The following is an 18172-nucleotide window of genomic DNA, read 5'->3' as shown; positions in this document are numbered from 1 at the left end:
CTGCGCGAAGTTAGATTCAAATGAGACTGATTCTATTTAACTTCGCTTGGGACACAAGATCTTTTTGCCCGTGACGGCAATCTCTAGCGTTTCAGCGTCTCGCTCGGCAGCTCTTTGAACAGTGCCCGATAACTGCTGGAAAAACGCCCCAGATGCCAGAACGACCAGTGCATCGCCACCTCGGCCACAGTGGTTTCCGTGGGCCGGCGCCTGAGCAATTCGCGGTGTGCACTGTTCAGTCGACGCAGGCGTAGCCAGTGACTCGGGGTCATCCCGGTGTAGGCCTTGAACGCCTGCTGTAATTGCCGCAACGGCACCCCTGCGACCTTCGACAGTTCGAGCAGATTGACGGTGTCTTCCGGCGAATCCGCCGCCCACTCCCCTACTCGCTTCATGATCATCCGTTCTTCGCTACGCCGCTGTAATCCGCCGCGATCAAGACGGGTGTGTGCGTTATCGAGGATGAACAGGCAGTCTTCGAGTAACTGCTGAGTCAGTGAGTCTTTATCAAACGGATCAATAGCTTGCGACAACTTCGTGAGAGTTGAGCTTAACCAGCGACTGAACAAGGCGTTCTGCCCGCAGTTAAGCGGCGCCATGAACAATCCTTCGAGTCTCGCCACATCCAGACCGTGCTGACGGACGAATTCCGGGCCGAACACCACGGCGATTTCCTGGTAGTTCTCCGGGGTGATCCAGATGTTGCGGCTGTCTTCGTTGAGCAGATACAGCGCGTTATCGCTGCGATCGAAACAGAACGCCAAGGCACCCGACGGCGCGCTGAATGTCTGCTCGACGCGGGTGTTCATCTGTTCTTCGTAGACCTGCACACCCTCCAGGTCCAGATAGCGGATCTGCCCGGCGAAATGTCCGGGAGACATCTGCTGGTAATGCTGGACCCAACCCGGCGTGGCGCGGATCTGTTCGCTGACATCAGCGGTATTGAAAGCCTGAACCTGAAGCGGATTACACGTTGTCATGGGAGACCTTGCGCACTCTTTTGGTGCGCTTTGGTGCTGCTTAAAGTGGATAGATGGAACGGCAAGGCACGCCCAAGATAGTCGTCAACGCGCCACAGGGGAAGGGGCGGAAGATGAAACCCGCCCTCCCCGGCGTCTATAAAACCAATAACGAGGTCTTTATGAATGCCCCTTTCGATCAGCTGTTCACGTGGCTGAAAGATCACAAGATTACCGAAGTTGAATGTGTGGTCAGCGACCTGACCGGCATCGCCCGCGGCAAGATCGCACCGACCAACAAGTTCCTGCATGAGCGAGGCATGCGCCTGCCGGAAAGTGTGCTGCTGCAAACGGTAACCGGGGATTTTGTCGACGACGACATCTACTACGACCTGCTCGACCCGGCCGACATCGACATGGTCTGCAAACCGGTGAGCGACGCCGTGTATGTGATTCCATGGGCGATCGAGCCGACCGCCATCGTCATCCACGACACCTTCGACAAGTTCGGCAACCCGATCGAACTGTCGCCGCGCAACGTGCTGAAGAAAGTTCTGCAGCTGTACACCGACAAGGGCTGGAAGCCGATCGTGGCGCCGGAAATGGAGTTCTACCTGACCCAGCGCTGCGAAGACCCGGACCTGCCACTCAAGGCGCCGCTGGGCCGTTCGGGCCGTGCTGAAAGCGGTCGGCAATCGTTCTCGATCGATGCCGCCAACGAATTCGATCCGCTGTTCGAAGACGTCTACGACTGGTGCGAGCTGCAAGGTCTGGATCTGGACACACTGATCCACGAAGACGGCCCGGCCCAGATGGAAATCAACTTCCGTCACGGCGACGCACTGGATCTGGCCGACCAGATCACCGTGTTCAAACGCACCCTGCGCGAAGCGGCGCTCAAGCACAACGTCACTGCCACGTTCATGGCCAAGCCGATTGGCGACGAACCCGGCAGCGCCATGCACCTGCACCAGAGCGTCGTGGAGATCGCCACCGGCAAGCCGATCTTCGCCAATGCCGACGGCACAATGAGCGAGCTGTTCCGCCATCACATCGGCGGCCTGCAGAAGTACATCCCGAAAGTGCTGCCGATGTTCGCGCCGAACGTGAACTCGTTCCGCCGCTTCCTGCCGGACACTTCGGCACCGGTCAACGTCGAGTGGGGCGAAGAAAACCGCACCGTCGGCCTGCGTGTGCCGACCTCCGGGCCGGAATCCATGCGCGTGGAAAACCGCCTCCCGGGCGCCGATGCCAACCCGTATCTGGCGATCGCCGCGAGCCTGCTGTGTGGCTACATCGGCATGGTCGAAGGCATCGAACCGAGTGCCGCCGTCGAGGGCCGCGCCTACGAACGCCGTAACCTGCGCCTGCCGATCACCATCGAAGACGCGCTGACGCAAATGGAAGAGTGCGACACCGTTGCGCGTTACCTGGGCAACAAGTTCGTGCGCGGCTACGTCGCAGTCAAACGCGCCGAGCATGAAAACTTCAAGCGCGTGATCAGCTCCTGGGAGCGCGAGTTCCTGCTGCTGAGCGTCTGACCAACACCCACAAACCCTGTGGGAGCTGGCTTGCCAGCGATTACGTCGGCACAGTCGACATCACTATCGACTGACCCACCGCTATCGCTGGCAAGCCAGCTCCCACAAGGGGGCGTGCTCACCCGAAAAACTCCAATAATTCCAAGAGGTGTCGATATGCGTCTATTGAAATCCATGGTTCCCGCCGTACTGGCGCTGTTGTGCAGCACCGCAGCCCTGGCCCAGCCACAGGTCAGCGTCTACAACTGGACCGACTACATCGGTGAAACCACCCTCGCCGACTTCCAGGCCAAGACCGGGATCAAGGTGATCTACGACGTTTTCGACTCCAATGAAACCCTGGAGGGCAAGCTGCTCGCCGGCCGTACCGGCTACGACGTGGTGGTGCCGTCCAACCACTTCCTCGCGCGTCAGGTGAAGGCCGGGGCGTTCCTCAAACTCGATCGCGAGCAGCTACCAAACTGGAAGAATCTCGATCCCAAGCTGCTTGAACTACTCGAAAAGAACGACCCGGGCAACCAGCATTCGGTCCCCTACCTGTGGGGCACCAACGGCATCGGCTACAACGTCGACAAGGTCAAGGCTGTGCTCGGCATCGATCACATCGATTCCTGGGCCGTGCTGTTCGAGCCGGAAAACCTGAAGAAACTCACCCAGTGTGGCGTGTCGATGATGGACTCGGCGGACGAAGTGTTTCCGGCGATCCTCAACTACATGGGCATGGACCCACGCAGCGAAAACCCGGAAGACTATAAAAAGGCCGAAGCGAAACTGCTGAGCATTCGCCCGTACATCACCTATTTCCACTCCTCGAAATACGTTTCCGATCTGGCCAATGGCGATATCTGCGTAGCCTTCGGTTACTCCGGCGACGTATTCCAGGCGGCCAACCGCGCCAAGGAAGCCAAGAACGGGGTGAATATCGCTTACGCGATTCCGAAGGAAGGCGCCAACCTGTGGTTCGATTTGCTGGCGATCCCGGCCGACGCCAGCAACACCAAGGAAGCCCACGCCTTCATCAATTACCTGCTCGATCCGCAAGTGATTGCCAAGGTCAGCGCTTCGGTCGGTTACGCCAACCCGAACCCGGCCGCCAAGCAGTACATGGATCAGGCGCTGGTGAACAATCCCGAGGTCTACCCGTCCCAGGCGGTGCTGGACAAGCTCTACATCTCCTCTACCCCGCCCCAGTCGATCATGCGTCTGATGACCCGGTCCTGGAGCAAAGTGAAGTCGAACAAATGAATCAGTACAGCAAAGAACACGCCCGCTCCTATTACGCAGCTTCGGCCCGGGCCAGTACGCCCTGGCCGGCACTCGACGGTGATCTCAGCGCCGATGTCTGCGTGATCGGCGGCGGCTTCACCGGGGTCAACACCGCGATTGAACTGGCGCAGCGCGGGCTGTCGGTGGTGTTGATTGAAGCCCGACGCATTGGCTGGGGCGCCAGCGGGCGCAACGGCGGTCAGTTGATTCGCGGCATCGGTCACGAGGTCGAAAGCTTTGCCCGCTATGTCGGCAATGACGGCGTGCGTTACTTGCAGCGCGCCGGGATCGACTCGGTGGAACTGGTGCGCCAGCGCATCACCGAGAACGCCATCGAGTGCGACCTGCGCTGGGGCTTCTGCGAGCTGGCCAACACTCCGGCGCAATTCGCTGCGTTCAAGGAGGAGCAAGTCAGCCTTGGCGAACTTGGCTATCGACATGAAACCCGTCTGGTCGGCCCGGAGCAGGTCCGTCAGCAAGTGGTCAACGCCGACGGCTACGCGGGTGGTCTGATCGACATGGGGTCCGGTCATCTGCACCCGCTGGATCTGGTGCAAGGCGAAGCGCGTCTGGCGGCGTCCCTCGGTGTGCGAATCTTCGAGCAAAGCCCGGTGCTGCAGATCATTCATGGCGAAACCGTTGAAGTGCGCTGCGCCACCGGCAGCGTTCGCGCCGGCAGTATGGTGCTCGGTTGCAACGCGCATCTGGATGAACTCGAACAGCAACTCAGCGGCAAGGTCCTGCCCGCCGGCAGTTACATCATCGCCACCGAGCCGCTGTCCGAGGAGCGTGCCGCGCAATTGATCCCGCACAACCTCGCGTTGTGCGACCAGAAAGTCGGCCTCGATTACTACCGGCTCTCGGCGGATCGACGCCTGCTGTTCGGCGGCGCCTGTCATTATTCCGGGCGCGATCCGGCGGATATCGCCGCCTACATGCGCCCGAAGATGCTCAAGGTCTTCCCGCAACTGGCGGACGTGCGCATCGACTATCAATGGGGTGGCAAGATCGGCATCACCGCCAACCGTTTCCCGCAGGTCGGCCGGCTCAAGCAGCAGCCGAACGTGTTCTACGCTCAGGGTTACTCCGGGCACGGCCTCAACGTCACGCACTGGTGCGCCAAGCTGCTGGGCGAAGCGATTCACGCCGGCCACAGTCAGGGCATGGACGTGTTCAGCGCGGTACCGCACATGACCTTCCCCGGCGGCCCGGCCTTGCGTTCGCCGCTGCTGGCACTGGGCATGTTCTGGTATCGCCTGCGTGAAATCCTCGGCTGAGCGCATCTACCACGTAACCATCTCCTCGCTTATTTGCTCTATCGCCAAGCACTTCTATATTGATGAAGTGCTTTTGCGTTCCTGACGCTCAGCATCCACCAAACCGAGGAGGACATGGATGAAGTCGTCAGCCGCCGATGAGCCACGAGCACCGGGCCAAGCGCCGATCAAGACGCGTCGCTTCGGTATTTCACTGGTGTGGATCGTGCCGATCGTCGCGGTGCTGGTCGGTATTTCGCTGGTGGTGCACAACCTGATGCAGGAAGGCCCGACCATCGTCGTCAACTTCAAGACCGGCAGCGGCCTGACCGCCAACAAGACCGAGGTCAAATACCGCAATGTGGTGATCGGTCAGGTGACTGACGTCGAGTTGAGCGGCGATCAGAAGAGCGTCGACGCCACGATCAAACTGGCCAAGCAGGCCGAAACCTTTACCCGCGAAGACTCACACTTCTGGGTCGTGCGCCCGCGCATCGGCGCTGGTGGTGTGTCGGGCATCGACACCCTGCTCTCCGGCGACTACATCGGCGCCGACATCGGCCAGTCCGACAGCCGCGCCAAACACTTCAAGGGCCTGGAAAATCCACCGCCGATCACCTACGGCGAACCAGGCAAGCGCTTCATGCTGCACGCGCCGGATCTCGGCTCGCTGGACATTGGTTCGCCGGTTTACTACCGCAAGATTCCGGTCGGTCAGGTGGTTACTTACACCCTCAATCCCGAGGGCAAAGGCGTGGACATAGAGGTGTTCATCCATTCGCCGAACGACGCGTTCGTCACCGAAAACACCCGGTTCTGGAACGCCAGCGGTATCGACATCAATGTCGGCGCCAACGGCTTTGCGGTGAAAACCGAATCGCTATCGACCATGCTGGTCGGCGGCATTGCCTTCCGCGCCCCGGATTACAGCCCCAACGACGTTGCCGCCGCCGACGACAAGGATTTCGAACTGTTCGCCGATCAGCAGGCCGCCCTCGCCCCGCCCAACGGCAAGGCGCAATACATGGTGCTGCGTTTCGAGCAGTCCTTGCGCGGGCTCAAGGTCGATGCGCCGGTGGAATTTCTCGGCATGGAAATTGGCCGGGTGGTCGGCATCAATCTCGATTTCGACGCGAAGAAACGCAGCTTCCCGCTGAACGTCGGCATCGTCATTTACCCGCAGCGCCTCGGTCAGGCCTACAAGAAAATGCTCACCGAATTCAAGCATGACCCCGACGACGAAGCCGCCGGCATTCGTTTGCTCGGCACCTTCGTCGACAATGGTCTGCGCGCCCAAGCCCGCAGCGGCAACCTGCTGACCGGGCAGTTGTACATTGCGCTGGACTTCTTCCCGAAAGCCGAGAAAGTTGCGTTCGACGCGACGGCTCGGCCGGTGGTCTTGCCAACCGTGCCCGGCAGCCTCGAACAGTTGCAGGAAAAACTCGAAGCGGTGGTCGACAAGCTCAACAAACTGCCGGTCGAACGGATTGCCGGCAACCTCGACAGCAACCTCGTCGAGCTGCGCAAAGGCCTGACCCAGTTCAACGCGAAAACCCTGCCAAGCGTGCAGACCACCCTGGCCGACGTCAGCAAGACCTTGCAGTCCGCCAGCTCGACCCTGGCCGAAGATTCGCCACAGCGCGAGAAACTCACCGAGACCCTCGACGAACTCGGGCGCATGTCGCGTTCGCTGCGTGAGCTGTCGGATTATCTCGGTCGCCATCCGGAATCGCTGATTCGCGGTCGTCCCGACAACGCGGCGCCGCTGGATCTGAAAGGACCGCCGCGCAATTGAGCACAGGAGCTCCCCCATGGCTTTACCGCTGAAGATCACCGTGCTCGCTGCGTTCATGCTGCTGGGCGCCTGCCGCAGCGAGCCGATCAACTTTCACACCCTGACCCCGGTGCAACTGCCGGCGTCCCGCTCGGGCGCGCAGATTCCGATCGAGGGGATCAGCGTGCCGCCGCAAGTTGACCGCCCGCAAATCGTCATCCGTCAGGGCAACAATGGCCTGGCGATTCTGGAAACCCAGTGGTGGGGAGCGAGTCTGGCGGATGAGCTGCGCAGTGCCTTGAACGATCAACTGAGCAATACCGGCAGTCGCGGCAACGTCTCGGTGCGCATCGATGTGCAGCGTTTCGACTCGATCCCCGGCCAGTACGGACTGATCGACGTCAAATGGCGCCTGCGTCCCAGCGGTGCGGCGGACAATGCTCTGCTGACCTGCCATTCAACCTTGCAAACTCCGTCCGGCCCGAGCATCGACGACCTGGTGGCCGCGCAACAGAACAACGTCAAACGCCTGGCTGCATTGATCAATCAAGCGGCGGGTAATTCTCGCGTCTGCCCGTCGGCCTCCTGAGCCGCCGACAGCGTGACGGTGAAGCGGCAGCCGTTGGGTTCGCGAGTCACCAACTGAACCTGCCAGCGCTGATGGCTGCAGATCCGCTGCACCAGCGACAATCCCAACCCAAGGCCTTCACCGCGCTGCTCGTCACCGCGCACGAATGGCTGGAACATCGCGTGACGTTTCTCCTCCGGAATACCGATGCCGCTGTCCTCGACCACGAAGCTGTCCTTGAGCAGGGTCAACCTTACAAAGCCCTGATCGGTGTAGTGCCAGGCGTTGCGCAACAGATTGCCCATGACCGACTGCAAGAACGTCAGGTCATAACGCGTGGTGCCCGCCAGTTGCGGCTCGTAGATGAATTCCAGACCCTTTTCACGAATCAGTCGCCCCCAGATTTCCACCTGGGCGTCGGCGATCGATTTGAGTGTGCAAGTGGATTCGGTGCCAAGCTCTTCCGGCTTGCGCGCCAGCATCAAGAAGGTTTCGACCAGTTGGCGCATTTCAGCGCTGGCCCGGGCAATGCGTTTGACCTGCTGAGTGGAACGCGGATCCAGCGAAGGGTTGGCCAGCAACAGCTCGCAGGAGCTGGCCAGAATCATCAACGGTGTGCGCAGTTCGTGGCTGACGTCGCTGGTGAAGAGCTTTTCCCGATTCAGGGTTTCGCGTAACCGGCCGAGTGTCTGGTCGAAAGACAGGGCCAGCTCCCCTACTTCATCATCGGCGTAGTCCGGATGCAGGGCCGGCGCCAACGCGATCAACTGATCACGATGCCGCACCTGCCCTGCCAGGCGAATCACCGGCGCCATGACCTGCCGCGCCAACAACCTGCCGAGCGCGACGGCCAGCATGACACTGAGGATGAACCCGACTATCACCACCACGAACAGCAGGTGTTCACGCTGTTCGAAGCTTTCCTGATTGCGCAACAGCACATATTTGCGGCCACCGACCGCCTCGACCATCGCGTAGAAATCGTCACCGTTGAAGGTGATCTCCTGAAACCCCTGGGGCAGTGCTGCCAATTGCGGCGTCAGTGCCATGGGCCCCGGACCGTTCTCGAAAAAAAACAGCTCACTCTTTTCCGGCTCGTGGCGCCATTGATTGATGTCGTCCATCGCCAACAACCGGCGCAGTCCACCGCTGAGGGCGGTCATGGTCAGCTTGTGCTCGACGACATGCACCGTGGCCACAATGCCCATCGCGAAGACACCGGCCACCACCGCGCTCATCAAGGCGAACACAATCACAATCCGATTGGCGAGGCTTTGCTTGAGGTCCATCCGGTTCAATGACTCCAGGGCTGATGTCAGGGCTGCAAGGGGCGGCGCGAAGACGTTGACCAATATTCGCAGCTTCGCCTTGCCCGGCGTTGTTGTTAAGTGTTTAAAGCAAACAAAACGGGTATTTGAGTTTGTTTATCAAATAGCCGTTTTAGTTAACACACGCCGGACCTCGCAAATTTTTCACATGTTCTTCACTGCTCCGCCACGACTCTGAACGTAGTGTTCAGCAGCCATTCAAGTAGACCACCGTAAAGTAACTAACCTCCTGGAGCTTACGTTGCACTGCGCGTGTACTGAGTGGAACTCGGGAATGACAAGGGGCAACGTCGTGGTTGAATTAGTACACGTACAATCAGCGTCCAGGCGATGGGATCTGTCTCGTCCGCGCACCTGGGCAATCATTGCTGTCGGTTTGCTGTTGATTACACTGATTTGCGGCTTCGTCTGGATGCAACGTTCGCCCGCCAACCTGCGCTATGCGAGTGCGTCGGCTACCCAGGAATGGGTGAAGGCCTGGCAGGCCGGTGAGGTCGTCGCACTGGTTCGCCACACCGAACGTTGCGACCGCTCGACCAATCCCTGTCTGGGGCCGGCAGACGGTATCACCCAGGCTGGCAGCATTGCTGCAGCCCAGGTAGGCCGTGGCTTTACGCAACTGGGCCTGGAAAAGACCCAGTTCTTCAGCAGCCCGTTGACGCGCACCCTGCAGACTGCGCATTACATGCTCGGCCACGATGCCGTGGCGGCGGAATGGCTGGAAACCTGTGGCCCGACGATGCGCAATGAATTGGTGGCGCACAAGACCCCGGGACAGAACATGATTCTGGTAACCCACAGCGGCTGCATTGCCGATTTCGAACGGCAGACCGGTTACCCGCGCGCGGTCGCCGCCGAATATGGCAGCACTGTTTTGGCCCGGATAGATGCGCAAGGAAAACTTGAAGTAATTGGCCTCATGAATCCCGAAGGCTGGCAACGATTGGCCAAGTAATCATCAAACTTAGTCGAGAACAAACGGCTCGGCCAATGCTCTGGCACAGGTATTGGCGTGTATGAAATTTGTAATAAGAAATGTTTTTTACTTTCCCGAACTGGAAAAAATTAATTTTAAAGCTTGTCTTCTCGAGGAGAACTTAACGCTGGAAGCAGACCCGTTCTCTGAATGCAGGACACGCCCATCGGCCGTGCTCGCCTCTGCATTCATTCAACCCAGTGCCGCGCCTGCTACGGAAATTGCCGGGCCGTCACTGAAACGCACACTTTGTACTGCACCAAGGTCCAGTCATGACGTCTGAGAACAAATCGCTGCACCATGCAGCGCTGAATTTGCCGCGCCTCCACCAGAGCTCCCTGATCGAACGCTTTGCGATACCCGGTCTGGTGCTGGCATTCGTGGTGTTTTATCTGCTGCCGCTGATGACTCACGGTCTGTGGATTCCCGATGAAACCCGTTATGGGCAGATCAGCCAGGAAATGCTGCAGAGCGGCAACTGGGTGGCGCCGCACTTCATGGGCATTCGCTACTTCGAAAAACCGATTGCCGGCTACTGGATGATCGCTATCGGCCAGGCGATTTTCGGTGAAAACCTGTTCGGCGTGCGCATCGCCTCGGCACTCAGCTCCGGGGTTAGCGTGTGGCTGGCCTACCTGTTGGCCCGGCGCCTGTGGAACAACCCGCGAATCAGCGCCGCGTGCGCCCTCCTTTATATGAGCTTCGGCCTGATCGCAGGACAAGCCGGCTATGCCAACCTCGATCCGCAGTTCACCTTGTGGGTCAACCTGAGTCTGGTGGCGATCTGGTTTGCCATCGACAGCAGCACCCCGCGCGCGCGTCTGGGCGGCTGGGCTTTGTTGGGATTTGCCTGCGGCATGGGCCTGATGACCAAAGGTTTCCTCGCCCTGATGCTGCCGGTGCTGATCGCCCTGCCCTACATGATCTGGCAACGGCGCTTCGGTGAACTGGTGCGTTATGGACTGGTTGCCGTGGCGGTGGCCGCGCTGGTCAGCGTGCCATGGGCACTGGCCGTGCATGCGCGTGAACCGGATTTCTGGCGGTTCTTCTTCTGGCACGAACACATCCGCCGCTTCGCCGCCGGTGAAGACGCACAGCACGCACGACCATGGTGGTTCTACCTGCCGCTGCTGTTTGCGGCCACCTTGCCGTGGGCACTGCTGTTGCCTTCGACGCTGCTGCGTACCTGGCGCGAAAAGCGTGATCCGAAAATCGCCTTCCTCGCCTTGTGGTTCCTGCTGCCGCTGGCTTTTTTCAGCGCGAGCAGCGGCAAATTGCCGACCTACATCATGCCGTGCCTGCTGCCCTTGGCCTTGCTGATGGGGCACACTCTGATGGGCTGGCTCGAACGCCAGAACGGCCGTGTCTTGCGCATCAACGGTGTGGTCAACGTGGTGCTGGCCATTGCCGCTCTGGTCGCGCTGATCTATCTGCAAGCGACCCGTGAAATTTACGAACACACCGAAATGTTCAGCCTGTCGCTGGGCTATATCGTGCTGCTCGGCTGGCTGATTGCCGGATCGCTGCAAGCCTTGCGCCCGCTGACGCTGTGGGCAATGCCGGCGTTGGGCATCGGCCTGCTCGTCGCATTGCTGCCGGCCGCGATGCCGGCGACCATCGTCAACAGCAAGATGCCGGATCAGTTCATTGCCGAACATCAGCAGCAACTGAGCGAAACCAGCTCGTTGCTGAGTAACGACCTGGGAGCCGCTTCCGCATTGTCATGGCGTTTGCGCCGCCCGCAAGTCGACCTGTTCAACACCGTTGGCGAGCTCAAGTACGGCCTCGATGACCCGGCCATGGCGTCACGCAAGGTCAGCCTCGACGGCGTAGGCGAATGGATGACCGCAGCGCGCAAAAAAGGCTCGGTGGGCGTGGTGATGCGCGTCAACAGCACCTCTGACGAGCAACAACTGGAGCTGCTGCCGATCGATGGTCAGCACTTCCGGCGCGGCAACCTGGAAATCTTTATCTTTGCCCAGAGCAAACCATGACCGCAGACAAAAAAGACCGGGGCGCGTTGCTGCTCCTGCTGACGGCGACTGCCCTGCTGTTATTGCTCGGCCTGGGCAGTCGCGAGCTGTGGGGGCCGGAAACCCGCTGGGCCAACATCGCCTTGCAGATGCTGCAAAGCGGCGATTATTTCGACCCCTATCTCAAGGGCAGTCCTTATTACGACAAACCGCTGCTGTCGTACTGGCTGATCACCGCGACCTCCTGGTTCACCGGCGGACTGGGGCATTGGTCGTTGCGCCTGTCATCGGTGATTTCCGCGTGGTTCAGCGTGTGGCTGGTGTACCTGCTCGGCGAGCAACTTTTCCGCAAAGGCACCGGGCTGATCGCCGGCTGGATGCTGGCGACCACCTTCTATTTCGTGTTCTGGGCGCGAGTCGCCACCGCCGACATTCTCACCGTCTGCGGCGTGCTGGCGGCCGTCTGGTGGTACTGGCGCGGCCCGGATGACACCCGCTTCTGGCGCTATGTGGTGTTTTTCGGCTTGCTGTCGCTGACCTCGCTGTTCAAAGGCCTGATCGGTTTCATCCTGCCGGGGCTGGTGCTGCTGCCGCACCTGCTCAGCGAACACCGCTGGAAACGTCACCTGAACCTGCGACTGTTCGGCGCGCTCTTGATCGCCGGCGCGTTTTACATGACGCCGTTCCTGTTGTCTCACCTCTACGGTGCGCCCAACTACGAACAGAGCGGCCTCGGCCTGGTGCTGCGTGAAAACGTCGTGCGGTTTTTCCAGCCGTTCGATCAGTTCGGGCCGATTTACACCTACTTGATCTACCTGCCGGTTTACACCCTGCCCTGGGCACCGTGCTGGTTGATCGCCTTGTGGGTGGCCGCGCGCAACTGGAAGCACATCGAACCGGATACCCGCTGGCTGATTCAAGGGCTCGCGCTGCTGATGCTGTTCTTCACCGCCAGTGGCAGTCGCCGCAGCTATTACGTGTTGCCGCTGGTGCCCTTCGCGCAATTGCTGGGTGCCTGGTGGGTGACCCGGCGCATGGCCGCCCGCAACAGCGAAGGCCGTGGGCTGAAGATCGGCTTCGCTGTCACTACTGTGTTGCTCGCTGCGGTACTGGGTGTGCTCTACCCGTGGACCAACAGCGGCGGCGGTGTCATCCGCTTCGGCGAACAGGTACGCGAACAGGCCAGTCAGCAGGCACCGTTGAATCAATGGCGCATGGTCATGATCGAGGTCGACAACAAAGTACCGATGTATCTGCAAACCGGTGGTGCACCGTTCTACTACGTGCCGGAAACGATCGAGGACTTCCCGCACAATGGCGACACAGCGACGCTGATCGCCTGGCTGCAACGCACCAGCGGCGAACACTGGGATCCGCAACGCACGATCTTCGTGGCGCAATACCGTTCCGGTGACGCCGTGCCACTCGATGCGCTGAAGGCTGATCATCAGGTCATCACCACCACCCCGACCCGTGGCGAACAGGTATTCCACGGACGCGCAGACCAGAGCGTGGCTTACATTCCCCACTCCTGAGCAATGACGTTAAGACAAAAGGAGAGAGTCGCGGTAAATTTGAATGGCAATGACAAGTATTAACGGCTTCTTTGACGTTTTTTTCTCATTTGCCACCCTACATTGCCGCGACTCGACACTTGCAAATCGTTCGCATTGTTTCCTGCGAGGGTTTGCTCATAACGTCTGAAAACAGGAGCTGCCCGAATGAATCCACGCCTTCCATCCTTCTTCAAGCGCGCATTGCTGGCCACTGCGTTGCTCGGCACCGGGCAGGCTTTTGCCGCCGATTCGGTGGGTCTGGTGGTCTACAACGCGCAGCATGAAACGCTGACCAAGTCCTGGGTGGCCGGCTTCACCGAGGAAACCGGCATTCCGGTGACCATTCGCAACGGCGATGACACCGAGATGGGCAACCAGCTCGTGCAGGAAGGCGCCGCCTCGCCGGCAGACGTATTCCTCACCGAGAACTCGCCGGCGATGGTGCTGGTGGACAACGCCAAACTGTTCGCCCCGTTGGCGCCGACAACCCTTGAGCAAGTCGATTCCGCCTACCGTCCGGCCCACGGCAATTGGGTCGGCATCGCCGCCCGCTCCACCGTGTTCGTCTACAACCCAAGCAAACTGACTGAAAAGGACTTGCCCAAATCCCTGCTCGACCTCGCCACCCCGGCCTGGAAAGGCCGTTGGGCCGCCTCCCCGGCTGGCGCGGACTTCCAGGCGATCGTCGCCGCCGTCCTGCAACAGAAAGGTGAAGCTGCCACCCTGGAATGGCTCAAGGGCATGAAGACCAACGCCACGATCTATCGCGGCAACAGTGCGGTGCTCAAAGCGGTGAACGCCGGACAGATCGACAGCGGCGTGATCTATCACTATTACAGCTTCGTTGATCAGTCCAAGACCGGCGAAAACAGCAAAAACACCAAGCTGTACTACTTCAAACATCAGGATCCGGGCGCGTTCGTCAGCACCTCCGGCGCTGGCGTGCTGGCCTCGAGCAAGCATCAGGATGAAGCGCAGAAGTTCGTCAAATACATCACCAGCAAGGAAGGTCAGGAAGTTCTCGAAACCGGCACCTCCTTCGAATACGCCGTGGGTAAAGACGCGCCGTCCAATCCGAAGCTGACTCCGCTGAAAACCCTCGACGCGCCGAAAGTCGATGCGTCGACCCTCGACAGCAAAAAAGCCGTCGAGTTGATGACCCAGGCCGGATTGCTCTGAGTGATGCCCGAAACCTTGCCTGCACCGGCCGTTGCGACGGCCGCCGCCAGCCTCCTTCACCCGCCCCGCACGCTGGCCGGGCGTGGCAGTTCGTGGGTGGTGAGCTCGGCGGTGCTGGTGTCGTTGTTGTCCCTGCTGCCGATTGCGTTCGTGATCGGCGTGGCGTGGTACACCGGCTGGGCGACCATCGAAGCCCTGATCTTTCGCCCGCGGGTCGGCGAATTGCTGATCAACACCGTGCTGCTGGTGCTGATCACCCTGCCGCTGTGCATCCTGCTCGGAACCACCCTGGCCTGGCTGACCGAACGCAGCAACCTGCCCGGCCGACGCCTGTGGTCAGTGCTGGCGGTGGCTCCGCTGGCCGTGCCGGCGTTCGTCCACAGTTATGCGTGGGTCAGCCTGATTCCGTCGATCCACGGTCTGCCGGCCGGTGTGCTGGTGTCGGTGATCGCCTATTTCCCGTTTCTGTATTTGCCGATTGCCGCGACCTTGCGCCGTCTCGATCCGGCGATTGAAGACGTCGCGCAATCCTTGGGACTCAAGCCGTGGGCGGTGTTCTTTCGGGTGGTGTTGCCGCAATTGCGCCTGGCAATCTGCGGTGGCGCGTTGTTGGTCGGTCTGCATTTGCTGGCCGAGTACGGCTTGTACGCGATGATCCGTTTCGACACCTTCACCACGGCGATCTTCGATCAGTTCAAATCGACGTTTAACGGCCCGGCGGCCAACATGCTCGCTGGCGTTCTGGCGCTGTGCTGTCTGGCGATGCTCACCGCCGAATCTGCCGCACGTGGCAACGCCCGCTATGCGCGAGTCGGTTCCGGCAGCGCCCGGGACCAGCGCAGCGTGCAACTGGGCCGAGGCGTGACAACCCTGGCTTTATTGCTGCAAACCTTGACCTGCCTGCTCGCGCTCGGTGTGCCGTTGCTCACGCTGTGCCGCTGGCTGGTGGCCGGTGGTGTGCAGGTCTGGCAAGGTGACGAGTTGCTGCCGGCGCTGCTGCAAACCTTGTCTTACGGAGTGGCCGGCGCATTGCTGACCAGTGTCGCGGCGATTCCCATCGCGTGGCTGTCGATCCGCTCGCCGGGCAAACTGCAGCGCTTGCTGGAAGGCTGCAACTACATCACCAGCTCCCTGCCCGGCATTGTCGTTGCGCTGGCGTTGGTCACCGTGACCATCCATTTCGCCCGGCCGATCTACCAGACCACCATCACGGTGCTCTTGGCCTATCTGCTGATGTTCCTGCCCCGGGCGCTGGTCAGCCTGCGCGCCGGTTTCGCACAGGCCCCGGTCGAGCTGGAAAACATCGCGCAAAGCCTTGGCCGCTCGCCGATACGCGCATTGTGGCTGATCACCGTACGCCTGGCGGCCCCCGGCGCGGCGGCAGGTGCGGCACTGGTGTTCCTGGCAATCACCAATGAACTGACCGCAACCCTGCTGCTCGCGCCCAACGGCACACGCACCCTCGCCACCGGTTTCTGGGCGATGACCAGCGAAATCGATTACGCCGCCGCCGCGCCCTACGCGTTCTTGATGATCCTGCTTTCACTGCCGCTGACGGCCATTCTCTATCACCAATCCAGGCGTACCGCTGGCCGATGAACGCTCTCGAACTGCTCAACCTCAGTAAAACCTTCGGCGCGCAGAAGGCGCTCGACGACGTCAGCCTCAACGTGCCGACCGGCAGCCGCACGGTGATCGTCGGCCCCTCCGGTTCCGGCAAGACCACGCTGTTGCGGATGATCGCCGGCTTCGAGTTTCCCGACAGCGGCAGCATTACGCTCAACGGCCAGACGCTGGTCGACCGCAGCCACGCAGTGCCGGCCTATCAACGGCAGATCGGCTACGTCCCGCAGGACGGCGCGTTATTCCCGCACATGACGGTGGCGGCGAACATCGGTTTCGGCCTGGCCCTGACCGGTGCGGCCCGCACCCAGCGCATCCTTGAGTTGATGGACAGCGTCGCCCTCGACGCCAACATGGCCAACCGTTGGCCCCACGAATTGTCCGGTGGCCAGCAACAGCGGGTCTCGCTGGCCCGTGCACTGGCGCAACAGCCACGGCTGATGCTGCTGGACGAGCCGTTTTCCGCCCTCGACACCGGTTTGCGCAGTGCCATGCGCAAAATGGTCGCACGCCTGCTCGAAGACGCCGGCGTCACTACCATCCTGGTGACCCACGACCAGAGTGAAGCGTTGTCGTTTGCCGATCAATTGGCGGTGATGCGCAGCGGCCGGCTGGTGCAGTCCGGGCATCCGATGGATCTCTACCGCTATCCGGAGGATGAACAGACCGCGCACTTTCTCGGCGAAGCGGTGGTCCTGCCCGCGCGAATCGAGGCGGGTTGGGCGCATTGCGATCTGGGTTCGGTGGCGGTGAACAGCAACGGCTTCAGCGGCGCTGCACAGATCATGCTGCGTCCTGAACAATTGCAGATCGCCGAGGTGGCGTCTGACGGTCAAAGCTGCCCTGCGCTGGTCACCGACCGCGATTTTGCCGGCAACACCTGCACCCTGACGGTTGAACTGAGCTCATCCGCGACTCAGGATCCGCCCCGTTCGATTCTGGTGCGCAGCTCCGGCATGCACGCGCCGCCCGCCGGCAGCGCGGTGCAGCTGTCGGTACTCGGTGCGGCGCATGTGTTTGGCCTGAACTGATCAGAGATCGAAGCGATCCACCGCCCGCCGCCGCTCGTTGTCATCGCGCACATCGTAGTTGGCGGTGGTCTGGATGTTGCTGTGATGCGCCAGTTTCTGCGCGATCGACAGGTCGTGCTCCTCGATCACCCGAGTGATGAACGAGCGACGGAAATCGTGGGGCATGATCTTCACCCCGACCTGCGTGCCGCGCTGGCGAGCGATGTAGTAGATCGCATGCTTGGTGATGCGCTCGCGGGTGATGTGGCTGCCACGGCGAATGCGGTTGAACAGGAAGGCATCGTCGCTCTCGCCTTCCTTGAGCTGTGAACGGCGCAGTTCGAGCCACGCGTCGAGCTTGCTGAACGCCCATGCCGGCGCGTACTTGATCAACTGCTTGTTGCCCTTGGCGGTGACGCACAGGCTGCGCTCGCTGAAGTCGACCTGATTCAGGTCCAGATCCACCGATTCCGACTTGCGCATACCGGTGCCGTACAGCAGCGCGATGATTGCTGCATCACGCAGGCCCTGCGGGCGTGGGTCGGCGGCGCAGACTTCCATCAATTCGTGAATCAGCGTGCGCTTGAGATTGCGCCCCTGAGACAGCCGCGTGCCGGCGATGCCCTTGACCGAGCGCATCTTCAAAAGATGTTCCTGGCTGATCAGACTCATGCGCCAGGCCTCATTCATCACCCCGCGCACCGCATTCACATACAACGAAGAAGTGTTCGGTGCGTAGTTGTCTGCGCGTAATGCAGCGACCAGCGCTACAACATCTTCCGGTTGCAAGGCATGCCAGGGAATCTCTTCGACATTCATGTCTTCAAAGCCCAGGCGATCGGCCGCATCTTGCAGCACATAGCGCATGGTCAGTTGGCTGGAGGGCGCCAAACGCGCGAGGTACAGGCTCATCGGGTTGGTTTTTGGAGCGTCGGGGGTTGCAGCAACTAAATCAATCAAACGTTAAACCTTGAGTAAAAAACGTACAGCACTACAACAACTAACAAATGCAATGTACTTGAAGTAAAGAAGGTACTTGAGCGGCACTGTCCGACAAAAAACTGCGATGGACGGCAGAAGCCTGAACAGCGGCTGTATAAGTGACAGATAAACGATTCGCCAACCGGTTTTTCATGTTCCTTTCACAAAAACCGGCATAACCT

The 18172-nt window shown here is 60.5% G+C and carries 14 protein-coding genes; 11 read left to right on the top strand and 3 right to left on the bottom strand.

Annotation, left to right across the window (positions count from 1 at the left end; translation table 11 throughout):
* Positions 1-83 precede the first annotated feature (83 nt).
* Entirely contained in the window at positions 84-980 is an 897-nt protein-coding gene (locus QRN61_RS15980) for a helix-turn-helix domain-containing protein (RefSeq protein WP_285374149.1), read from the bottom strand.
* Between the two features lie 161 nt (positions 981-1141).
* Between QRN61_RS15980 and QRN61_RS15975 the strand changes: the two genes are divergently transcribed.
* The 5 genes from QRN61_RS15975 to QRN61_RS15955 all read left to right on the top strand — a co-directional run bounded on the left by QRN61_RS15975 (position 1142) and on the right by QRN61_RS15955 (position 7385).
* Positions 1142-2500: a glutamine synthetase family protein gene (locus tag QRN61_RS15975; protein ID WP_027611935.1), complete on the top strand. Its 1359-nt coding sequence runs from the start codon at positions 1142-1144 to the stop codon at positions 2498-2500.
* 156 nt (positions 2501-2656) lie between these two features.
* A complete protein-coding gene (locus QRN61_RS15970) occupies positions 2657-3745 on the top strand; it encodes a polyamine ABC transporter substrate-binding protein (protein WP_115989802.1) in 1089 nt (362 codons plus the stop codon).
* Positions 3742-5043, top strand: a complete 1302-nt coding sequence (locus QRN61_RS15965; protein ID WP_285374148.1) for an NAD(P)/FAD-dependent oxidoreductase — start codon at positions 3742-3744, stop codon at positions 5041-5043. Before QRN61_RS15970 ends, QRN61_RS15965 begins: the two co-directional genes overlap by 4 nt.
* A 118-nt stretch (positions 5044-5161) precedes the next feature.
* Positions 5162-6817 carry a PqiB family protein gene (locus QRN61_RS15960; protein ID WP_285374147.1) on the top strand — a complete coding sequence of 552 codons (1656 nt, stop codon included), beginning with the start codon at positions 5162-5164 and terminating at the stop codon, positions 6815-6817.
* 16 nt (positions 6818-6833) lie between these two features.
* A complete protein-coding gene (locus QRN61_RS15955) occupies positions 6834-7385 on the top strand; it encodes a PqiC family protein (protein ID WP_285374146.1) in 552 nt (183 codons plus the stop codon).
* Here QRN61_RS15955 and QRN61_RS15950 read toward each other — a convergent pair.
* Positions 7343-8653: a sensor histidine kinase gene (locus QRN61_RS15950; RefSeq protein WP_285374145.1), complete on the bottom strand. Its 1311-nt coding sequence runs from the start codon at positions 8651-8653 to the stop codon at positions 7343-7345. The two genes, QRN61_RS15955 and QRN61_RS15950, sit on opposite strands and share 43 nt — an antisense overlap.
* 451 nt (positions 8654-9104) lie before the next feature.
* Between QRN61_RS15950 and pmrG the strand changes: the two genes are divergently transcribed.
* The 6 genes from pmrG to QRN61_RS15920 all read left to right on the top strand — a co-directional run bounded on the left by pmrG (position 9105) and on the right by QRN61_RS15920 (position 17030).
* Positions 9105-9647 carry a lipopolysaccharide core heptose(II)-phosphate phosphatase PmrG gene (gene pmrG, locus QRN61_RS15945; protein WP_285374144.1) on the top strand — a complete coding sequence of 181 codons (543 nt, stop codon included), beginning with the start codon at positions 9105-9107 and terminating at the stop codon, positions 9645-9647.
* A gap of 293 nt (positions 9648-9940) precedes the next feature.
* On the top strand, positions 9941-11662 hold the full coding sequence (gene arnT / locus QRN61_RS15940; protein ID WP_285374143.1) for a lipid IV(A) 4-amino-4-deoxy-L-arabinosyltransferase: 1722 nt from the start codon (positions 9941-9943) through the stop codon (positions 11660-11662).
* Positions 11659-13176: an ArnT family glycosyltransferase gene (locus tag QRN61_RS15935; protein ID WP_285374142.1), complete on the top strand. Its 1518-nt coding sequence runs from the start codon at positions 11659-11661 to the stop codon at positions 13174-13176. Before arnT ends, QRN61_RS15935 begins: the two co-directional genes overlap by 4 nt.
* Before the next feature lie 186 nt (positions 13177-13362).
* Positions 13363-14376, top strand: a complete 1014-nt coding sequence (locus tag QRN61_RS15930) for an iron ABC transporter substrate-binding protein (protein ID WP_285374141.1) — start codon at positions 13363-13365, stop codon at positions 14374-14376.
* Positions 14377-14379: 3 nt separating this feature from the next.
* Entirely contained in the window at positions 14380-15975 is a 1596-nt protein-coding gene (locus QRN61_RS15925) for an ABC transporter permease (RefSeq protein ID WP_285374140.1), read from the top strand.
* The gene (locus QRN61_RS15920; protein ID WP_150370546.1) at positions 15972-17030 is read left to right on the top strand and encodes an ABC transporter ATP-binding protein; all 1059 of its coding nucleotides are present in this window, start codon (positions 15972-15974) and stop codon (positions 17028-17030) included. Before QRN61_RS15925 ends, QRN61_RS15920 begins: the two co-directional genes overlap by 4 nt.
* Here the strand turns inward: QRN61_RS15920 and QRN61_RS15915 are convergent, their stop codons facing one another.
* Positions 17031-17921: a site-specific integrase gene (locus QRN61_RS15915; RefSeq protein WP_027611947.1), complete on the bottom strand. Its 891-nt coding sequence runs from the start codon at positions 17919-17921 to the stop codon at positions 17031-17033. It abuts the gene before it with no gap.
* Between the last annotated feature and the right edge of the window lie 251 nt (positions 17922-18172).

Source organism: Pseudomonas sp. lyk4-TYG-107 (assembly GCF_030209055.1).
Taxonomy (GTDB): domain Bacteria; phylum Pseudomonadota; class Gammaproteobacteria; order Pseudomonadales; family Pseudomonadaceae; genus Aquipseudomonas; species Aquipseudomonas putida_A.
This window is presented reverse-complemented; position numbering and strand designations above follow the sequence as displayed.